The organism is Acetobacter thailandicus (assembly GCF_011516655.1).
GTDB lineage: Bacteria > Pseudomonadota > Alphaproteobacteria > Acetobacterales > Acetobacteraceae > Acetobacter > Acetobacter thailandicus.
In genome coordinates this window covers 38,468-58,344 of sequence record NZ_WOSV01000001.1, presented here as the reverse complement: position 1 = coordinate 58,344, position 19,877 = coordinate 38,468, and the positions used below count along the sequence as shown (strand labels likewise).

General features: G+C 50.7%; 14 protein-coding genes. 11 read left to right on the top strand and 3 right to left on the bottom strand.

All coding sequences use genetic code 11. The features are described 5' to 3' along the window. Nucleotides 1–24 precede the first annotated feature (24 nt). The 3 genes from GOB58_RS00210 to GOB58_RS00200 are packed head-to-tail and all read right to left on the bottom strand — an operon-like array spanning nt 25 to nt 4,097. Complete coding sequence (locus tag GOB58_RS00210) at nt 25–1,275, bottom strand: lipase family protein (RefSeq protein ID WP_173558984.1); 1,251 nt, start codon at nt 1,273–1,275, stop codon at nt 25–27. A 53-nt stretch (nt 1,276–1,328) separates the two neighbouring features. Beyond that, complete coding sequence (locus GOB58_RS00205; protein ID WP_173558983.1) at nt 1,329–2,762, bottom strand: glutamine synthetase family protein; 1,434 nt, start codon at nt 2,760–2,762, stop codon at nt 1,329–1,331. 12 nt (nt 2,763–2,774) lie between these two features. Continuing rightward, nucleotides 2,775–4,097 (bottom strand): aromatic ring-hydroxylating dioxygenase subunit alpha, encoded by a 1,323-nt coding sequence (locus GOB58_RS00200; RefSeq protein WP_173558982.1) that lies wholly within the window; start codon nt 4,095–4,097, stop codon nt 2,775–2,777. A 185-nt stretch (nt 4,098–4,282) separates the two neighbouring features. On the opposite strand from GOB58_RS00200, the gene GOB58_RS00195 reads away from it, so the two are divergent. The 11 genes from GOB58_RS00195 (at nt 4,283) to GOB58_RS00145 (ending at nt 19,766) form a co-directional block, all read left to right on the top strand. Next, nucleotides 4,283–4,606: a 2Fe-2S iron-sulfur cluster-binding protein gene (locus tag GOB58_RS00195; protein ID WP_086554693.1), complete on the top strand. Its 324-nt coding sequence runs from the start codon at nt 4,283–4,285 to the stop codon at nt 4,604–4,606. Then, nucleotides 4,606–5,835, top strand: a complete 1,230-nt coding sequence (locus GOB58_RS00190; protein ID WP_173558981.1) for an NAD(P)/FAD-dependent oxidoreductase — start codon at nt 4,606–4,608, stop codon at nt 5,833–5,835. The genes GOB58_RS00195 and GOB58_RS00190 overlap by 1 nt, the downstream gene beginning before the upstream one ends. 195 nt (nt 5,836–6,030) lie before the next feature. After that, the gene (locus tag GOB58_RS00185; protein ID WP_173558980.1) at nt 6,031–8,442 is read left to right on the top strand and encodes a TonB-dependent receptor; all 2,412 of its coding nucleotides are present in this window, start codon (nt 6,031–6,033) and stop codon (nt 8,440–8,442) included. 24 nt (nt 8,443–8,466) lie between these two features. Beyond that, a complete protein-coding gene (locus tag GOB58_RS00180) occupies nt 8,467–10,062 on the top strand; it encodes a carboxylesterase/lipase family protein (protein ID WP_173558979.1) in 1,596 nt (531 codons plus the stop codon). A gap of 1 nt (nt 10,063) precedes the next feature. Continuing rightward, complete coding sequence (locus tag GOB58_RS00175; RefSeq protein ID WP_086634968.1) at nt 10,064–11,257, top strand: MFS transporter; 1,194 nt, start codon at nt 10,064–10,066, stop codon at nt 11,255–11,257. Between the two features lie 67 nt (nt 11,258–11,324). Then, nucleotides 11,325–12,482 carry a mandelate racemase/muconate lactonizing enzyme family protein gene (locus GOB58_RS00170; RefSeq protein ID WP_173558978.1) on the top strand — a complete coding sequence of 386 codons (1,158 nt, stop codon included), beginning with the start codon at nt 11,325–11,327 and terminating at the stop codon, nt 12,480–12,482. Beyond that, complete coding sequence (locus GOB58_RS00165) at nt 12,482–14,587, top strand: hydantoinase/oxoprolinase family protein (protein ID WP_173559248.1); 2,106 nt, start codon at nt 12,482–12,484, stop codon at nt 14,585–14,587. The genes GOB58_RS00170 and GOB58_RS00165 overlap by 1 nt, the downstream gene beginning before the upstream one ends. Next, the gene (locus tag GOB58_RS00160; RefSeq protein WP_242005171.1) at nt 14,584–16,320 is read left to right on the top strand and encodes a hydantoinase B/oxoprolinase family protein; all 1,737 of its coding nucleotides are present in this window, start codon (nt 14,584–14,586) and stop codon (nt 16,318–16,320) included. Before GOB58_RS00165 ends, GOB58_RS00160 begins: the two co-directional genes overlap by 4 nt. Further along, nucleotides 16,317–17,519, top strand: a complete 1,203-nt coding sequence (locus GOB58_RS00155) for a cytochrome P450 (protein ID WP_086634972.1) — start codon at nt 16,317–16,319, stop codon at nt 17,517–17,519. The genes GOB58_RS00160 and GOB58_RS00155 overlap by 4 nt, the downstream gene beginning before the upstream one ends. Before the next feature lie 13 nt (nt 17,520–17,532). After that, nucleotides 17,533–18,273, top strand: a complete 741-nt coding sequence (locus GOB58_RS00150) for an SDR family NAD(P)-dependent oxidoreductase (protein ID WP_086554702.1) — start codon at nt 17,533–17,535, stop codon at nt 18,271–18,273. A 2-nt stretch (nt 18,274–18,275) separates the two neighbouring features. Continuing rightward, nucleotides 18,276–19,766, top strand: coding sequence for a gamma-glutamyltransferase (locus GOB58_RS00145; RefSeq protein WP_173558977.1), 1,491 nt, complete (start codon nt 18,276–18,278; stop codon nt 19,764–19,766). Nucleotides 19,767–19,877: the final 111 nt, after the last annotated feature.

Below are 19,877 nucleotides of genomic sequence, written 5' to 3'. Positions count from 1 at the left end.
GTTCCGCTGTCTTTTCTTAATGGTTTACTGGTTAAAAGGAATATTGGGGGTTGGTTTCTGAATGGGCCCCGGAGGGGTCATGTCGCTGCATGATGAGGCAACCGGGCTGCCGTTCATAATGTCATGCGTAAACTGCTCTGAATCAGGCAGTGAGTAGTTGACTGCACCGCTATGCGTAATGCCGGGGTATTTATGCCACTGTACAACACTGCCGGCTTTACAAAGGGCGAGAGCTGCACCGTACTGACCAGTTGTACCGGCCATGTTGTCAGCAAGCCCGGTGCCTAAGAAAACCGGCACAGTGAGATGCCCGTCAGGTAGTTCAAAATAACGGGTCATGTCGCGGTCATAGGCTGTGATGTCGCGTGATACGAGTTCTTTACCGGTTTTGATATTCAGCTTTTTAGCTTCGCGGAAGAGATCATGCAGGCACCCGTTATGGGCAACTTCAAGCATTCTCTTTCCTTTTTCAGAAAAGAGAGATGAAGGGTCAGTCTCCGGGTGAATAGCCTGGTCTGTGCCAGCAAGGCGTAGTGTAGCGAAAGCAGGGTCCATCGCATCAACAGTTGTATAGCGTTTTTCGTTTAGCTCTGGTGTGTCCTGATGTATTGCAGTAACTAAGCCTGTCAGCACAGCTCCTTTGACATTGAGGTCAGGTGCATAGTGTGGAAAAGCCCATGTTGCAGCAAGTGCTGCGCCCCCTCCCTGTGACTGGCCAACAATCATTGCTTTATTTTGTATATCGAAATGATGCTGCTTCAGCACAGCTCGTGCGGCATCAAGCAGGCTATAGGCTTCGGGGCGGTATAACAGATAAGGGTGTGTGCCTGGTGTACCCAGTCCCTGATAGTCGGATGCGACAACTGCAAAGCCTCGTTTCAGCCATACATTCAGATAGGCCTGGTCTCTGGCTGCAGGGCCCATCCATGATGGTGCACAGACATCAGCCACTCCTGTTGTGCCATGTGCCCAGATAACCAGTGGCCACCCGCCTTTGGGAGCCGGGCCGGAAGGGATGAGGATATACCCTGAGACCGGCACTTTGTTTTCGGGTTTCATTCCATCGGTTGAGCTGTAAAGAATTTTAAAAGCTTTGCCTGTATCAGCTGGCAGCCAGGTTGCTTTGAGAGGTTCTGAGCGCAGCATTGTACCCGGGGCATCTGTGACCGGGCCAGACCAGTCATAAAACGGTGCAGGAGGTGTAGCCATGCTCTGCACCGGCAGGCAGATTGTGGAAAGCATCAGAAGAGAAGAGAACAGCGATGGAAATTTCATGTCAGATCCTGTGAGGTGACAGAGAGGCCGGAGAGAGGGTAAAAGTTACGATATCAGAATATATCAAAATATTCCCGTTGTTCCCATTCAGAAACTTCAAGTTCATACCGCCTTATTTCAGAGCGTTTAATTGCAATCAGGTAATTAATAAAAGTATCACTCATAGCCCCACGAAAGAGAGTGCTTTTATCGAGCGCATCCGTAGCCTGTGCCAGTGTGGTGGGTAGTAGCGGAGCCTGTGTTTCATATGGTGCATCGGCGGGTAGTCCAGGGTCAGCGCTGGTTTTCAGACCGTCCATCCCGGCAATAATTTGTGATGCCATATAGAGGTAGGGGTTTGCCGCTGGCTCTCCTACACGATTTTCAATGCGTGAGGCTTTATCGTGAGGTGCAGAAAGAACGCGTAGCATAACACCACGGTTGTCAATACCCCATATGGCCCGGTCAGGGGCCAGAGAGAACGGACGGTAGCGTTTATATCCGTTAATTGTTGGTGTAGAAAAAACACTGCTTGATTCAGCATGTTTTAAAAGTCCTCCAAGCCATGCCATGCCGGTTGAAGAAAGCTGATCTTCAGCTTTTTCGGGCATAAAAATATTTTGCCCGTCAGGCGTGCACAGAGACTGATGAAGGTGCCACCCGCTTGACATGACAGAAGGCAGACGAGGCCGGCACATAAAGCTGGCATGGTAGCCGTGTCTGCGGCAAACCTGTTTTACAGCAGAGCGAAACAGAATCATGTCATCGGCTGGTTGCAGGCCTTTATCGGCTTTAAAAACTATTTCGACCTGCCCTGGTCCAAATTCGACCTCTAGCGAAAGCAAGCCGAGCCCAAGTCTCTGAACAGTTTTACGCATGACCTCCATCATCGGGTCGATCTGATCGTAATTCAGTTCTGTCAGGTAGTTATAGCCCCGGTGAGACAGGGAAACGTCAGGTGGGGCCGCTGGCTGACCTGCATCGTCAGGGTGCAGGCGTTGATTTTCAATGCGGGTGAGGTGAAACTCGACCTCCAGCCCGGCCATAAATTCATAGCCCGTCTCAGCCAGGCGTTGCAGCGCATCACGATAAATATGTCGTGTTGCATAAGGTACTTTTTCACCATTTTTATAATACAGATCACACAGCATCCAGCCGGTATGTGGTGCCCAGGGTAGTACCTTAAAGCTGGTCGGGTCAGGTATCATGCACATGTCAGCAGAACCCTGAACCGCAGAATCCTTAATGGTATTCTGTGCTGAAAAAACAGAGATAACAGTACGATGAGCTGTGTCTTTCAGCAACAGAGAGGAGGCAAGAGAGATTCCACTGCTAAAAGCGCTGCCCAGGGCGTCAGCAACAAGTGTTTTGCCGCGTAAAATACCATGCTGATCAGGAAAGCAAAAACGAATAACCTGAATGTTTTCTGCACGCACCTTGTTTGCTACCTCTTTGGCCGTGCGTTGCTGTTTTTCAGTCCATAGTCCATGCTGCTGAATAAAGCTCATCGTCGAACCCCCTTATATCTGAACGGCGGCCTGGCGCCATGGAGCCGCAGACCGGCGGCGGGCATCAACGTCTTTCCAGTAGTCCTCTGTGTTGCTGGCGGGGCCTACGCCATCCATCGTTGCAGGGCCCTGTATGGCTGCTGCCTGAGTGGTATTTAGTACCATCAGTGGTTTTTCACCGCGCTCGACCTGATCAATGGCTTGATTAAGCATGCGACGGTAGGCGATAATTCCTTTATCCGTCTGACCCAGATGTTCACGGGTACGGTCCTGTATCGGCCCCTGTGATTCTACGGCCCACTGATCGTGTACGTTAATATCATCTCCCATACCGGTGTAGGTTTTGCTGGCCTGTTCGCCAGGATCAAAGCCATAGTCGTTGGCGCGCCCTACACGCGGGCGGTAGTCCGGCAGCGTATAAAGCTTCAGGCGCTGCTCACGCATATGGTCTTTATCGACCGGCTCTGAGAAGCTGGTGAAAATAGCATACCAGTAACAGCTGGTATCATTAACAGGTACATGCCACTGAGTTATGGTCATTTCGCCTGAGAGCGGAATAACGAAAGCCTGTGGGAACAGAACATTTGTGACGCGCACATGTGTGTTCTCTTCGCTCATAGCGCGTGTGGCAATAAGCTGCAGGCCATAGTCGGTTGTGTCGACTGTAATATCGGGGCAGTCAAACTCACGCAGAACGCGGGTCATGGGCATTGTGCTGTTGGCAGATGTTGCACGAAACTGACGCCCGTAAGAAGATTCGGCTTCATCATCTTCAAAAAAACGATGCAGAAAGCTGGCATGAGCCGGGTCAATACCGACTTCAAGTGCCTGAAGCCAGTTGCATTCCATCAGCCCCTTAAATGCAAAAACATAGTTGTCAGGGGCAATAAAACAGTCAAGATCAGGAAAAGCCGGAGGCTCACCTTCACCAGGAAAAGCAAAAATAATCCCGCTTTTTTCAATAACCGGATAGGATTTTTGCTTAATGCGTTTGCAGAGGGTGCTGCCTTTTGGCTCCGCCGGAGTCTGGAGGCAGTCCCCGTTAACATCGAAAAGCCAGCCATGAAACGGGCAGCGTAGCCCGCCATCCTCAAGGCGACCAAACGCCAGGTCAGCATTGCGGTGCGGGCAGTCGCGGTCAAGCATGCCCAGCGTGCCGCTCTCGTCACGAAAAATGACAAAATGCTGCCCCAGCAGTTCGACGGGGCGGATAGGACGCGGACCGTCAAGCTCGACTGAAAGGGCTACAGGCTGCCAGTACTGGCGTAACAGCTTGCCTGCCGGCTGATCTGCCGTGATACGCGTGATCCTTGCATTTTGTTCTGCGCTCATCATGTGGACGTTCTCCTGTGGCTGATGAGTAAAATGAAATGTTTTCTATGTGAACATATTTTTTTTATACGAACATTATGCTTGCAAGAAATACGGAAAGGATGCAAGTTTGTTTTGATATCGCGACGAACTGAGTCTCATCGGGGTTATCGCGTTACTGTTGTTTTCACGTTATGGAACACCTGAGTATGCCAGAACTGATTTTTCACCAGCGTGATGGAAGCGTTCGTAAAGTGGATGCCAAAAGTGGTGTCAGTGTCATGCAGCTTGCCATTCAGGCAAATATTCGTGGAATAGACGCTGAATGTGGCGGAGCCTGCGCCTGTGCGACCTGCCATGTTTATATTGATGAGAGTTACTCTGATCGTTTGCCGGACCTGACAGACGAAGAATCTGAAATGCTTGAAGGCGTTGCAGCTGAACGCCGCCCCAACAGCCGTCTGGCCTGTCAGGTCATGGTTGATGACAGTATGGATGGTATGGGCATAGAAGTGCCCGACAGGCAGTTCTGATGTCGGCGGGGACGGTCATTATTGGTGCATCGCATGCAGGGGTAACCTGTGCAGCTGCCCTGAGGGAAGCAGGTTATACTGATCGTATTCTTCTTGTCAGTGAAGAAGAAGGTATACCCTGTCATCGTCCGCCTTTGTCAAAAGGGTATATGACCGGTGCTGTCAGTGCAGATTCCCTTCCTTTAAAAAGCGCGTCTTTTTATCAGGAGGATAACATTGATCTTCTGACAGGAGTAAAGGTAACAGCAGTAAACCCCGGGCAGAAAAATGTTGTGCTGAGTAATGGTAAGATAGTTTCTTACAATTATCTTGTTCTGGCGACAGGGAGCAAACCCAGGCCATGGCATGGAGCTGATTTACCAGAGCACGTTTATACGTTGCGTACCGTGCAGGATGCCTCGAATATAGCCAGAAGAGCAGCTTCTCTTTCTGGTGCAGTGGTTGTTATTGGCGGCGGTTATGTCGGGCTTGAGCTTGCCGCAACATTACGAACGCACTTTAAAAAAGAGGTGCATATTGTTGAAATGGCGCCACGTCTTTTGCGCCGTGCCGCTTCAGCAGAGTTGTCTGAATATGTTGCAGAGCTACATAAAAAAGCAGGCAATTTTCTCCATTTGTCATGTCCGGTAAAAGCCATTAATGCAGGACATAAAACAACAATAGATGTCGTGTTGCATGATGATACTGTCATTAATGCAGAAATGGTTATTCTGGGCACAGGTATTGTGCCAGAACAGACACTGGCGGGTGAAGCGGGCTTAGCGTGCCAGGATGGTATTGTTGTTGATAAATTCTGTAAAACTTCCGACGAATTTATATTCGCAATTGGTGATTGCAGCAGGTTTCCTGTCGCACACCATGCTCAGACATTAAGATTAGAATGTGTGCAAAATGCGATGGATCAGGCGCGGGTTGCGGCTTCAGTTATTGTCGGCGAGGCGAAAGAATATGCTGCTGTGCCGTGGTTCTGGTCTGATCAGCTTGGAGTAAAATTTCAGACGGCAGGTATCATAGAGGATGGTATGACCTGCGTTGTGAGAGGAGAAAAATCTTCAGGAAAATATGCGCTTTTTCATTTTTATAGCAATGGTCGACTTGGGGCAGTTGAAACTATAAATCAGCCTGCGTTGCATATGCTTGCCCGAAGATTACTGGCTGCTGAGATAAGCCCGGATATGCAGCAGGCAGGTGACGTTCAGTTCGATCTGAAGGGGCTTATTGGGAAATAAAGTATAAGTAATTAATACTTGAATTTTCTCATTTAATATTACGTTATTTTTTGTTTTTAATTTAATAAATAGAATATTTGTTTTTTTATTTATTTGTTTTTGATAACGTTAATTGTTTCGTTTTCAAAATAAATTGCGGTTTTTGTGTTTGTCAGGAGATGAGTTTTTCACTCTGTCATGGGGGAAGGGTCAGTGATGCGTTACAGTAGAAAGTTCGTTTTGTTGGTTAGTTGTGTTTCTCTGGTAACGCACGTTGCAGCCGAAAAGGCACATGCAGCGGTTACGCATAAAACGGTTAGCCCGCGTAAAAAAATACAGGTGCCGGTTGATCAGAATAAAAAAGTTCCTCGAAAAGAAATAGGAAGTCGCAATAACGAGTATCTTGAAGTACATGGTTCAGGGGGTATTTCGGCAAGTGGGGTAACTGGTCAGCAGTTTGGCGGTGGTCTGATGACCAAAGAAACAGGCGATAAGTCTGTCAGTACTGTGACGCGGGATTTTATTGCTAAACAGTCGCCTACTCAGTCTGCTTTTCAGCTGATGAAGCTGACACCTGGTGCTAATGCGGCTTCATCTGATCCATTTGGTATGCAGTTTGGTGGTGGTGGTTTCTCAGTCCGTGGGCTTGATGCTTCACAGATGGGCTTTGTTTATGAAGGTATTCCGGTTACGGGGTCATATAACAGTATTGTTAACCCCTCTGAGTGGGCTGATACTGAAAATCTTGAAAAAATAAGTCTGGAGCAGGGTTCTCCCGATGTGACAACCCCAACAGTCAACGCATCCGGCGGTGTGATGACATTGTTTACACGTAACCCTTCACATAATTTTCATGTGATGGCCGATGCAACCGGTGGGTCATATAACATGGCGCGTGGGTTTATGCGTGTAGATAGCGGTGACCTTGGGCGTTCGGGAATCCGTATGTTTGTTTCTGTGTCGCAGACAGAGGCAGATCATACGCGTGGTGCCGGTCATGATTCAAAAACACATGTTGACGTTGGTGTTGTTAAAGACTGGGGAAAACAAAGCAATACAAAGCTGACAATCACTTACGGTAACTTTAATATTTCTAACTATAATTATCCTACGGCCGCACAGTTTAAAGCAGGGCCTGGATATAATTATACTAAAGACTATGACAATGGTACAAATTCAAAATATTACAAGCTTCACCAGAACCCCTATGAAGCACTCCTTGTTTCTGCGCCGACAAAACTGAAGCTCACAGATCAGCTGACGTTCAATTTTACGCCTTATACATATTATAACTATGGCACAACCGGCTTTGGGGGTGTTGTATCAGAAGATGCTGTTTACAGTGGTTTGAATAAATACCAGGTTGACCTGAACGGCGATGGAAAAATTGGTGGTTCATCAATGGTGTATGAACCTTATATCGAGCAAACATCACGCTCCGGGTTTAATACAAACATGGCTTATGCCACACGGCATAACACTCTGACGTTTGGTTACTGGTTTCAATATGAAAATGATAATCTTTTTTCACAGTATGGTCGTGTAAAAGCAAATGGTTCGCCAATGAATCCATGGGGTGACAGCCACTATTACAGGCAGGCTGATGGCAGTCCGTATTATCTGATGGCGTCTCATTCATATATTACGACTAATGTATTATATATTGCTGATACACTCTCATTATTTCATGATAAGCTGAAAATTACAGCAGGCTTTCGTGAGGCAATGGTTAACCGCCAGGGGACAAACTCACTTCCTGGTACTCCTTATCATATGGGTGTTAATACGGCTGAGCCTCTTCCAAATGTTGGTATGACTTATACTATTAATTCACATCATCAGTTTTACATTAATGGTAGCACGGCCTTTCGTCTTCCTACGACCAATGCAATGTATGAAAGTACCTATAATGGTGCTGTAACCGGCGCAGCTAACCTCAACCTTAAGCCTGAATATACGATTTCTGAAGAAATAGGGTATCGTTATACCTCAGATAAGGTAATGGCCCGTATTGCATTCTTTAATTATAATATGACCAATCGCCTTGTCAGTACAATGATTTACCGTGGTAACCAGCAAATTCCATCTCAGCTGAATGGTGGTGGACAGCATGCGCGTGGTGTAGATTTTGAGCTTGGCACAGCACCTATTCATCATTTCCGCCCTTATATGTCAGCTGAATATCTCGATGCTAAAATTGATAACAACCTTTATGTCGGGAATAATGCACTGCCAACAAAAGGTAAAAATGCTGTTATGGCACCAAAATATCAGCTTGGCTTTGGCCTTGATTATGATGATGGTACATGGTTCGGCAATGCTGGTATTAAATGGGTTGGTAAGCAGTATTCAACATTTATGAATGATGAATCCATACCATCCTATGTGCAGGCTGATCTGACAGCAGGGTATCGTATGCATAATATCGGATTTCTCAAGCATCCTGAAATTCGCTTAAATATCGTTAATCTTGCTAATAACCACTATCTTTCCGGGGTCTATAGCGTCCAGTCTAATGCTGTGGCAACAAAAGGCGTCAATGGTGGCACTGTCGCAAAAAGTGGCACACCGTCTTATTACGTTTCTACACCGTTTATGGCCATGGCAACGGTATCAGCAGGTTTCTGATATCTGATACGCAGGAGAGTGCACATGACGGAATATGGTTTCGGTCGCAGAACGTTTCTGCTGGCGGGAGGTGCCTGTCTCGCCGGTGGCCTGGGTGCTGCAGCTCCGGCTCCGGTGCGTCAAACGACGGCCGGGCAGGTTTCTGGTTGTGCCACGATGCAACCGGGAGTAACCGCCTGGCTTGGTATTCCGTATGCAGCGCCTCCTGTGGGCAATTTACGCTGGAAACCACCGCAACCTGTTACACCCTGGGCAGGTGTCAGGTCGTGCACACAGTTTGGTGGCAGTCCCTGGGCACCGTCCGGGCCAATGGAAAGCTTCACTCCGTCGCATATGGATGAGGATTGCCTGAATCTTAATGTATGGGCCCCTCCATCAGACGGGCGTTTACGCCCGGTTATGGTCTGGATTTATGGCGGTGCCTTTATCATGGGGGCGTCGCAGGACCCAAAATATGATGGTGCGCGCCTGGCTGCTGATGGTGTTGTTTTTGTCTCTGTTAACTACCGTGTAGGGATCTTAGGTAGCTTTGCTCATCCGGAGCTGGCGCAGGAATCTCCTCATGGTGTGTCAGGTAACTATGGGCTGATGGACCAGGTTGCTGCCCTTCAGTGGGTTCGTGACAATATTGCCCGGTTTGGCGGTGACCCTGATAATGTCACGATTTTTGGCCAGTCAGCTGGTGCCTTTAGTGTTGCCTATCATCTTGTTATGCCGGCTTCACGTGGTCTGTTTCATCGGGCCGTTGCGCAAAGTGGCGCACCACTTGGTAAACCCAGTTCTTATATTCTGCTTGGTAACACAAAGCAGATGGAGCAGGTGGGGGCGGCTTATGCTCAGAGCCTTAAAGCGCCATCGCTCGAGGCATTACGCCGCATTCCGGCAAAAGATCTTATCAAGTCGTATGGTTTTAACTGGCTGTTTTATCCTGCTGTTGATGGCTGGCTTGTTCCACGCTCGCCTTACAGCATGATGGCAGAAGGTGACTGTGCCCGGGTGCCGGTTATGGCCGGGCATAACCATGATGAAGGCAGCCTTTTTCCACCAATGGGTGGCGGCACACAAACCGGGCTCCAGTCTGCTGTATCAGATTTTTATGGTCAGCAGCGTGATCCACTGCTGCAGGTTTTGCGTCAGGAAGGGTATAAGACGCCTGCGGCTATGGGACATCAGATATTTGGTGATGTCGTGTTTAACTGGAATACCATCGTATTGTCACAGGTGATGTCGCGGCATGTGCCCAGCTATGCCTATCGCTTTGATTATGCGCATACAAAACCAGTTAACCCACGCCCGGCACCAGGTCAGCCGGCAGATGCAGGTGCTTTTCATGGTGCTGAAATAGGGTTTGTACTTAAAACACATCAGTATGAAGATCCCGTCCGTCGCTCAGAACAGGAACATCTGATGCAGGTTGTCTCTGGCTACTGGCTCAATTTTGCAAAAACAGGCTCGCCTAACGGCAGTAGTTTAACACACTGGCCTGTTTATCAGCCTGCAAAGCGTCTGCTTTTTAGCCTGGATGCCCACGCGCAGGGGTTAAGCAACATCGATCATTATGATCGTCTTGTTTTGCTGGGGCAGGCAATGAACAACCGCGTACTGGAGGAGGAGGGGTGATATGAAAGAACCTGTTAATGTCAGCCCGTTTCTTGGCAACACTTCAGCGCTCTGGCTTTTGCTTTTTTGCTACGCGATGATCGTGGCTTCAATGTCCAGCATTGGTGTTTTTGTTTCATTTCTGCCTCATGTTATCCACGATCTTTCAATTGCAGCGCCACAGGCTGGTTTTGCAATTTCGCTTTTTTCTTTACCCTCTGCTCTGGCGTGCGTACCTATAGGGCGCCTGGTTGATCGTATTGGTATTCGTTCAGGTATGGTGCTGGCAGGCTTGCTCGCGATCGCAGGCGATGTCTGTTTAAGTCAGGCTCATAGCTGGTTACTTGTTTATTTTGGTATGTGTTTGTCAGGGGCGTCTTTTGGTGCCCTGACCGTGACATGCCCATCGGCTCTTGTGTCCTGGCTTGAAGGCGACGCCCGTACACGCGCCCTGTCTTTCTGGTCTACATATGGGCCTGTTGGTTATGCTTTCGGCTTGTTGCTGGCCGTGCCATTTACCATCGGTGGTGTCTGGCAGCATGTTTTTTTGTGGCATGCGGCTATTTTTGCAGCACTCACCTGTTTTGTTATGCAGCTGCCGCGTCGCAAAGAACAGGTAAATGTCAATACTGGTAATGGTGGCCTGGCTTTATTGTTTAAAGACAAAGCTATTATACGTCTTGGTTTTTCGCTCGCTTTACCTAATGCGGTTGCTTATGGCGTTAGTGTTGTTACCCCCTCTTACCTCGCTCGTGCTTACGGGGTTGAGGTGGGTATGTCTAACAGTGGCATAGCAGCAGCAAAAATTTTTGCCATGATGCTCGGTGGCTTTGTTACCGGTTATATTCTGACCAAGCAGGTGCATTACAGAATAATGTATCGTTCGCTTGTTTGCCTGGGCCTGGCCGCTTTGTTTGTTTTGTTTTTTCCAGGCGGTGGTTTTGGCTGGGCGCTCGTTGCGCTCATCTGCTGGTTGCTGGCTTTTGGTGGCATGGCAGGGGGCACAATGGCGCAGTTGCCGACATTCGTTAGCAGACAGGAAGATATTGGTGTTGTCTCAGGCCTTGTCGGGCAGCTGACGTCACTTATCTGCCTGGCTGCTCCTCCCGTTTATCTCGCGCTGACACAGTGGTCTTCTTTCTGGGGGCTTTCCTGTTGTGTATTGCTGGTAGCCGCCTGTCTGGTGCCTTACCGCAAAACTTCTGTCAGTGCATGATCTGTATAAAATTATGATTGCAGAACTGTATATTTTTTAATCAGTCTGTGATTATGGAGATGATACTGTGAAGATTATTTCTGTTGAGGCTTTTCCGTTTTCTCTGCCGTCACGGCGTGACTTTCGCTGGGCTGGTATGCTTGGTCAGCTTGGTAACTTTGTTGCTGTGCGTATCACGACAGAAAATGGTGTGACAGGTTATGGTGAAGCTACTCCTTTGCCGGACTGGGGAGGGGATTTTGCCCGTCATGGGGGTGAAACCATAGGCACGGTTATCAATATGGTTACCACAGTTATCGGACCGGCTCTGATCGGGCAGGACGTAACGGCTGTAACCCGTGCGGCACAGATTATGGACCGTGTTGCAGTAGGCAATGTTTATGCCAAATGTGCTGTCAGCATTGCGCTGTATGATGCCTGGGGTAAGTGTGCGGGTCTTCCGGTTTATAAATTGCTGGGTGGTCAGGTGCGTGACAGCGTGCCTGTCGCACATATGGTCGGCCTGATGCCTGAAGAGGATGCGCTTGAAGAAGCTATTGCCGCAATAGATGATGGCGTCTCTTGTTTGCAGATCAAAGGCGGAACAGATGCAGCGCGTGATATTCGCCTGATTGGTGTTCTGCGCAAGCGCCTGGGCGACGATATAACTCTCAGACTTGATGCAAATCAGGGGTATGGTCACGCAAAATCTGCGATGGAGACCGTGCGTCGTCTGGTTGAGGCTGGCGTCAGCATGGTTGAGCAGCCTTCAGAAGGTCTGCGTTATATGGCAGAGGTGACAGCCTCTTCTTCTGTGCCTGTTATCGCTGATGAGAGCTGCTGGGATGTGAATGATGCGCTTGATGTGGTGTCAACACGAGCAGCAGACTGCATCTCAGTTTATCTGGCTAAGGCAGGTGGTATAAGTGGTGCCTGTAAAGTTGCTGATGTGGCCGAAGCTTCTCTGATACCATGCGATGTTAATGGCTCGATTGAATCAGCTATTGGTACAGCAGCTAACGTTCATTTTGCGCTGGCACGGCCTGCGGTGTCACTCGGGGCTGTTATTGCAATCAGCGGACCGGCAGGGCGGCATCCATATCGTGTAGCCGGGCATTATTACGATGATGATATTCTGACAGAACCTATGCAGGTTAGTAATGGTTCTATTCTGCCGCTTGATGCTCCGGGTCTCGGCATTACGGTTGATGAAGAGAAACTGGCTGCTTTCAGGTGTGATAAGTGATGGAACCACATTATCGTATAGCTGCTGATATAGGCGGGACTTTTACAGATATCGCCTGCCTTTCCGCTGATGGTGTTCTGGTTACGGCCAAAGTGCCGTCTACCCCTCATGACTATGCTTTGGGTATTCTGACCGGTGTGCGTCAGATCGCTGCACAGTTACAGGCGCCGGCCTCAACTTTTGGGCAGCTGCTGCATGCCTCGACAATTGCGACAAATGCTATTCTTGAAGCAAAAGGTGCGCGGACAGGCCTGGTAACAACTGAAGGTTTCAGAGATGTTCTGGAGCTGCGTCGTATTCGTGTGCCACGTTTATATGAGCCTCTTTATCAGAAGCCGGAGCCCTTAGTGCCGCGGCGCTTGCGCCTTGAAGTGCCTGAACGCCTTGATGCCCGTGGCGATGTGATACAGGCGCTGGATGAAGAGAACGTACGTACTGTTGCTAAGACGCTGGCTAAAGCCGGAGTTGAAGCTGTGGCTGTTTGTTTTTTGCATAGCTACGTTAATCCTGGACACGAAAAGCAGGCAGAGCATATTTTACGGGAAGAGCTGCCGGAAGATTGTTTTATCTCTGTAAGCTATGATGTGTTGCCAGAGGTACGTGAATATGAGCGCACCAGTACAACAGTTGTTAATGCTTACGTCGGGCCGGTTGTCAGCCGTTATCTTAAAGGGCTGGTGCAGACTCTTCAGAATGCGGGGTTCGATGGCCGCCTGCTGATGATGCAGTCCAGCGGTGGACTGCTTGATGTTTCTCAGGTGATTGCCCGCCCTGCTACTGTGGTTGAAAGTGGCCCGGCTGCGGGCGTGGTGGGGGCTGCACGGCTTGGGCATGTCGCCGGTTATTCCGATATTATTACGTTTGATATGGGAGGCACCACAGCAAAAGCTTCCCTTATTCAGGATAGTCGCCTGACTGCCACTGATGATTATGAGGTCGGTGGCGGTATCTCTATGTCCAGTGCTCTGGCAAAGGGTGGTGGCTATGCTTTGAAGCTGCCTATTATTGATGTGTCAGAAGTTGGCGCAGGTGGCGGCAGTGTTGTGCGCATAGATGCGGGCGGCGGGCTGAAAATTGGCCCCGAAAGTATGGGGGCTATGCCAGGGCCTGCCTGTTATGGTCATGGTGGCACACAGGCTACCGTAACGGATGCCAACCTTGTGCTTGGTTACCTCAATCCTCACGCTCTCGCTTCTGGCACAGTGCCTGTTAATGCACAGTGTGCCAGAGATGCTTTGCGGGCTGCTGTCTGCGATAAAACGGATATGAGTTTGCTCGAGGCAGCTTATGGTGTGCATTGTGTTGCTAATGCGACGATGATGCGTGCGGTTAAGGCTGTTTCGACCTATCGTGGTCGTAATCCACGTGACTTCACAATGCTGGCTTTTGGCGGCAATGGTGGCATGCATGCGGCGTTACTTGCCCGTGAGCTGAATATCGGACGAGTGATTGTGCCACCTGGAGCAGGTGTGTTCAGTGCTGTTGGTCTGCTTTTTGCTGATTATGAAATGGGCCGTACAATTGCCTATGCCGCGCCTTTGCCTGCCGGGGAAGAGGCACGACGTGCTCTTGAAGCCGCTTATCATGCCTTGCAGTCTGCACTTTGCTCTGAAATGGGTGAAGACGATAATGCCGGGCTGACTATTACCCGTTTTGCGCAGCTGCGTTATCAGGGGCAGGGGTATGAGCTGAGTGTACCACTTTCATCAGCCACGGTTACCGCTGATGTGATTAAGCAGGCAGCGCAGGACTTTATGGCTGAGCACAAACGCAGCTACGGCTATGTGCATGATAATGGCCACATGGAGCTTGTCAGTATTCGTGTGGTGGCCTCACGCCCGCCTGCACGTCCGCCTGAAATTAATAAGGTGATAGCTGGTGGCCATCTGGCTGAGGAAAGCACACGTATGGCCTATTTTGGCGCGCAGCATGGCCTGCTGTCCACACCTGTGCTCCACCGTTACCTGCTGAACGATAAACCGCGTCAGGGGCCGATGATTATTGAGGAATATGAAGGCACCACCATTGTGCCGCCTGACTGCATGGTCTGGCGTGATGCTTATAATAACGTGGTGATTGATCTGCCAGAACAGGGAGGCGCATGATGGCTGAGTGTGACCTGGCTCTTCTTGAGATTATAAAAAACGGATTTGAAGCTATTGCTGATGAGATGGCGATTATTCTCATGCGCACAGCTCATTCGCCAATTGTGCGCGATGCGATGGATTTTTCCACTGCTTTGTGCGACCCGCAGGGGCAGAACATTGCCCAGGGCCTTACAACTCCCATGCATCTTGGTAGTTTTTATGATGCCATGCAGCATCTGATCACAGAGTATGCCGGGAATATTGATGAGGGTGATGTTTTTGTTGGCAATGACCCTTACCTGGCATCAGGGCAGCATCTGCCAGATATTTATGTTGTAAAACCTCTTTTTCATGAAAGCATTTTGTGTGGATGGGCAGCTACCATTGCGCATCATGTTGATGTGGGCGGGCTGGTGCCTGGCAGTAACTCTCTCAGTTCTGTCAGCATTCATCAGGAAGGGCTGCGTCTTCCTTTTTTAAAGCTGTTTCGTAAAAATGTGCCTGATACCGCCATTCACGCTATTATTGCGGCAAATGTGCGTACACCCGACCTGGTTTTGGGCGATATTGCAGCACAATGTGCGGCAGTTCAGGCCGGTGATCGTGCATTCGCTGATATGCTGCGGCGTTATGGTCGTGAGGAGCTGCATTTTTATACCGCGGCGCTACATAACTATGCTGAACGTCTGGCTCGTGAGTCTATTCGTTCAATTGCTGATGGTATCTATACTTTTGAAGACCATATTGACGGTTTGGGAGAGCAGGGATCCCCGGTTGTTTTTCGCCTGGCCCTGCATGTGCAGGGTGATGAAGTAACCGCTGACTGGACAGGAACTTCAGAGCAGGTTGCTGGTGGTATCAACGCGCCTGTCTCTTTTTGTAAGTCGAATGTTTACGCGGCACTGCGTTCAGTTATGGGGGCTGACGTTCCCAACTGTCACGGTTATACCCGTCCTATTAAAGTCGTTGCGCCAGAAGGTACTGTGTTAAACTGTACTTACCCCGCGGCCTGCGGTGGCCGGGGTATTACAGGGTATCGTATTGTTGATTGTGTATTTGGGGCACTGGCGCCGTGTCTGCCCGAGAGTGTGGCAGCTGACGGTGCAGGCGGGTCTACTTTGCCCAGTTTCAGTGGCGTGTATCGTGGCCGTACCTTTGTGTTTTCTGAGTGCGTAATGGGTGTGTGGGGCGGAACAGCACAGCATGATGGCCAGGAGGGTGTACCTCATATGGCCTCTAACCAGGCAAATGTTCCTGTCGAAATTATAGAGACAGACTATCCCATTCGTATTGAGCGTTATGGTGTTGTGCCTGATACGGCCGGAGCGGGTAAACAGCGTGGTGGCCTCGGTATTCTGCGCGAATATCGTATTCTGCAGGATAACGTCTATTTTGGTGTGCGTTCTGATAAAGTGAAATATCCGCCACATGGCCTGTTTGGTGGCAAGCCTGGTGCGGCAGCTTCAAATATTCTGATCTCGCAGGGGCAGGAGAGCACTCTGCCGGCTATGCCGCTTGATCCGATTATACTTGGTAAGGGTGATGTTTACCGTCATGTCATGGCGGGTGGTGGTGGCTATGGCGACCCCTTAGAGCGTGACCCCGTGCATGTGCTGGAGGATGTGCGGGACGGTCGTGTGACACGTGACGGAGCTTTGTCTGCCTACGGAGTGGTTCTGACAGCTGATCTGGATGTGGATGAGAGCGAAACCCGTGCCTACAGAGCCAGAATGAGAGGACAACACTCATGACTATTATTACGGATAAACGCGTTGTTTCAGACCTCGATCCGTTTTCAGCAGAGTTCAGGGCTGATCCTTATCGTTATTATGCACAGCTGCGTGCTCTTGGGCCTGTTGTCTGGCTTGAAAAGCATAATATCTGGGTGGTGCACCACTATGACCAGGTGCGCACAGTACTGACCGACTGGCAGCGTTTCAGCAACGCCGGTGGGGGTGGGCTGACGAATTATTTTAAAGATAAAAACTGGCGTCAGCCCAGCATTATTCTTGAGGTTGACCCGCCCGACCATGACCGCACCCGCAAGGTACTGATGCGTTTGTTTACCCCGGGTGCTCTGCAAAAAATGCGTACCGAGTTTACCGGTGTGGCAGATGACCTGATAAGCAGAGCAACAGAGCGTGGCCGTATTGAAGCTGTGTCAGAGCTCGTTCTGCCTTTTCCCATGAAGGTGTTTCCTGACGCTGTGGGTATGCCTCCTCTCGACCGTGACATGATGCTCGTCTATGGCGGTATGGTGTTTGGTGCATTCGGGCCGCGTACACCATGGTATGATCAGCTTTTGTCACGGGCTGAAGAAGTGAGTGCCTGGGTTGATGCTCATTGTGAGCGCTCGGCTCTGACGGATGATGGCCTGGGCGCTGCGATGTATGCCGCTGCTGACAGGGGTGAGATCACGCACGCTGAGGCAAAGCTGCTTGTGAGGTCTTTTCTTTCTGCCGGGGTTGATACCACGATTGACTCAATAGGCTTGTGCCTGCGTGCGCTGGCTGAGCACCCCGGGCAGTGGGCATTGCTGCGTGAAGATCCATCCCTTGCCCGTGCTGCTTTTGAAGAAGCTACGCGTTACGACAGTTCATCACAAAGTCTGTTCCGCACTACGACTGAAGATTTCGAGTTCGAAGGGCAGCGACTGGGTAAGCATGAAAAAGTACTGGTTCTGATAGGTTCAGCCGGGCGAGATCCGCTTGCGTGGGAAGAGCCTGATCGTTTTGATATTCGCCGCAGAATAACCCGCCAGATTGGTTATGGCGCCGGCCCACATGCCTGCGTGGCGCAGATGATGGCCCGCCTTGAGGGCGAGGTTTTCTTCCGTACTCTGGCAGAAAAAGTTGACCGCCTTGAAACAGATGGCCCTTCAGAGCTGAGGCTGCACCCTGGTCTGCGCGGGCTGACATCTTTGCCACTTGTTCTTGGCGGCAAACAATAAGGAGACACACACCATGGCAACAGTGATTGTAGCAGGTGGTGCTACAGGTATAGGTCGCGCCTGTGTCAGAAAATTTCGCGAACAGGGCGATAATGTTGTGCTGATTGACCACCGGGCTGAGGCCCGGAGCGTGGTTGATGAAGAGAGCAACGGGGAATGTCTGTTTCTTCAGCGTGATCTGTCTGACCCTGCTGTCCCGCAGGAGGCTGTCGCTCTTGCTGTCAAGCAGTTTGGCGGAGTTGATACGGTAATTATTACCGCAGCGCTTATGGTCTCTGCTTCTCTGGCAGACTGGACAGAGGAGATGTGGGACCGCACCGTGGCCCTTAATCTCAAAATGCCGTTTTTCTTTACTCAGGCGGCAGCGCCTTATCTGGCCATGTCTGACAATGCGAGCGTGGTGTTTACGTCTTCAACCGGGGCGATCAGAGGGCATGCCGGTATGTCTGCCTATCAGGCGACCAAAGCGGCTTTACCTGGTCTTGCCCGTAGTCTGACCGCAGAGCTTGCGCCTCAGGGTATTCGTATTAACTGCGTGCTGCCTGGCTGGATCGAGACCCCTTTTAATGATCCGTTCTGGTCTTATCAGCATGACCCTGATGAAAAACGTAAGGTGATTGATAAGCAAATTCCGCTCGGGCGACATGGCACACCAGATGAGGTCGCAGCACTTATTCTGCTTCTGGCTGCTGCGGGTGGTCGCTATATGGCGGGCACCTCCTTTGTGGTTGATGGCGGGTATACGGCGGTTTAGACATGACATACAGGCACTGGCATATTGCTGATGGTTTTTCATCGCCTGTCAGACCGGTTATTTCCGGTCCGGCAGGGGCTGTGTCTGCGGCGCATCCGCTTGCCGTATTCGCTGCGCAGGATGTCCTGTCACGAGGCGGCAGTGCGGCAGATGCCGCCATTGCGGCACAGGCTGTTTTGTGCGTTGTCGCACCTGATGCCTGCGGCATTGGCGGTGATTTATTTGCACTCGTTGCAGAGGGCGAGCAGACATTTGCCGTTAGCGGGGCCGGGGCTTTTCCGGCTAAAGCGACACGCTGCACTGATGAAGGGGCTAACAGCATCACCGTGCCTGGTATTGCTGGTGCCTGGGCGCGCATGCATGCGCGCTGGGGCCGGCTGCCATTTGCTATTATTTTTGAGAAGGCTATTCGCCTGGCTGAAGATGGTATTGTGCTCTCGGAGTCTCTTGCTCAGGTCGTTAAGGCGCATACGCCCAGGCTGGAACGTAACGGGAGCAGCATCTGGCCGTTGATGAGCCTCAAAGCCGGGCAGCTTTGGGTGCAGCCCGAACTTGCATCTGTACTGCGGCGTTTTGCTGAGCGGGGGCCTGAGTGTTTTTATACCACAGATTATGCAGCAGACGTGGCGCGTCGTGTTGCCGCATATGGTGGTGCCCTGGATGAGCACGACCTTTCTGCCCATCAGACAGACATCATGCAGCCACTCGCTATCCGCCTGGGGGAAGCAACGGTGCTTGTGCAGCCGCCCCCTGCACAGGGTGTGTTGCTCGGCATGGCTTTGAAGAATTTTAGTCGCTGGTCACCTGAGACAGACGTGCAGGCTGATCATATTGCGGTTGAACTGACAGAGGCCTCCTTCGCTTACCGTGACCGTGCAGCTGAGGGGGCAGCCCTTCTTGATATAGCGTTGCAGGCAGATCCTGACCGTGCATCACGGCGGGGTGGCCCTCGTGCTTACCTGCATACAGCCGGTGTTTCTGTCGCGGATTGTCATGGCATGGTGGTATCATCCCTTGTGAGCGTGTTTGATGATTTTGGCTCCTGTCTGCTGGTGCCTGAGCTGGGGATTATGCTCAACAACAGAGCCGGCGGGTTTACCACAGGCGCAAATAGCTGGGCAGCAGGACGCAGGCCTGTGCATACACTGGCCCCGGCTATGGTGCGTTCACAAAATGGGGTGATGGCACTGGCAACACCAGGGGCTGACGGGCAGGTGCAGACATTACTGCAGGTGATTGACCGGATGATGCGGCGCGGAGAAGATATTGCTTCGGCTGTGGCGGCTCCGCGCTGGCGTAGTGAAGGCGGACAGCTTCTGGTTGAGGACGGACATCTGTCAGAAGCAGGCTTGCGGGCTCTGGGGCATGATATTGCTCTGCGGTCATCGGGAGCTTTGTGTTTCGGAGCCGTTGCCTGTGCCGGTGTGGAGGCCGGAGGGGAACCTTTTGCGGTGAGTGACTGGCGGCGCAATAGCTGGGCAGGTGTTGTCTGAGTTTTATCCCGGGTAAAGGTCACTCAGCAGATGTCATTCGGTTTATGAGAAAAATTGTGTAACAGAGAAGTATCTTCGACGTGTGACGCTGAGTGTCGTGCGTGATCTCAG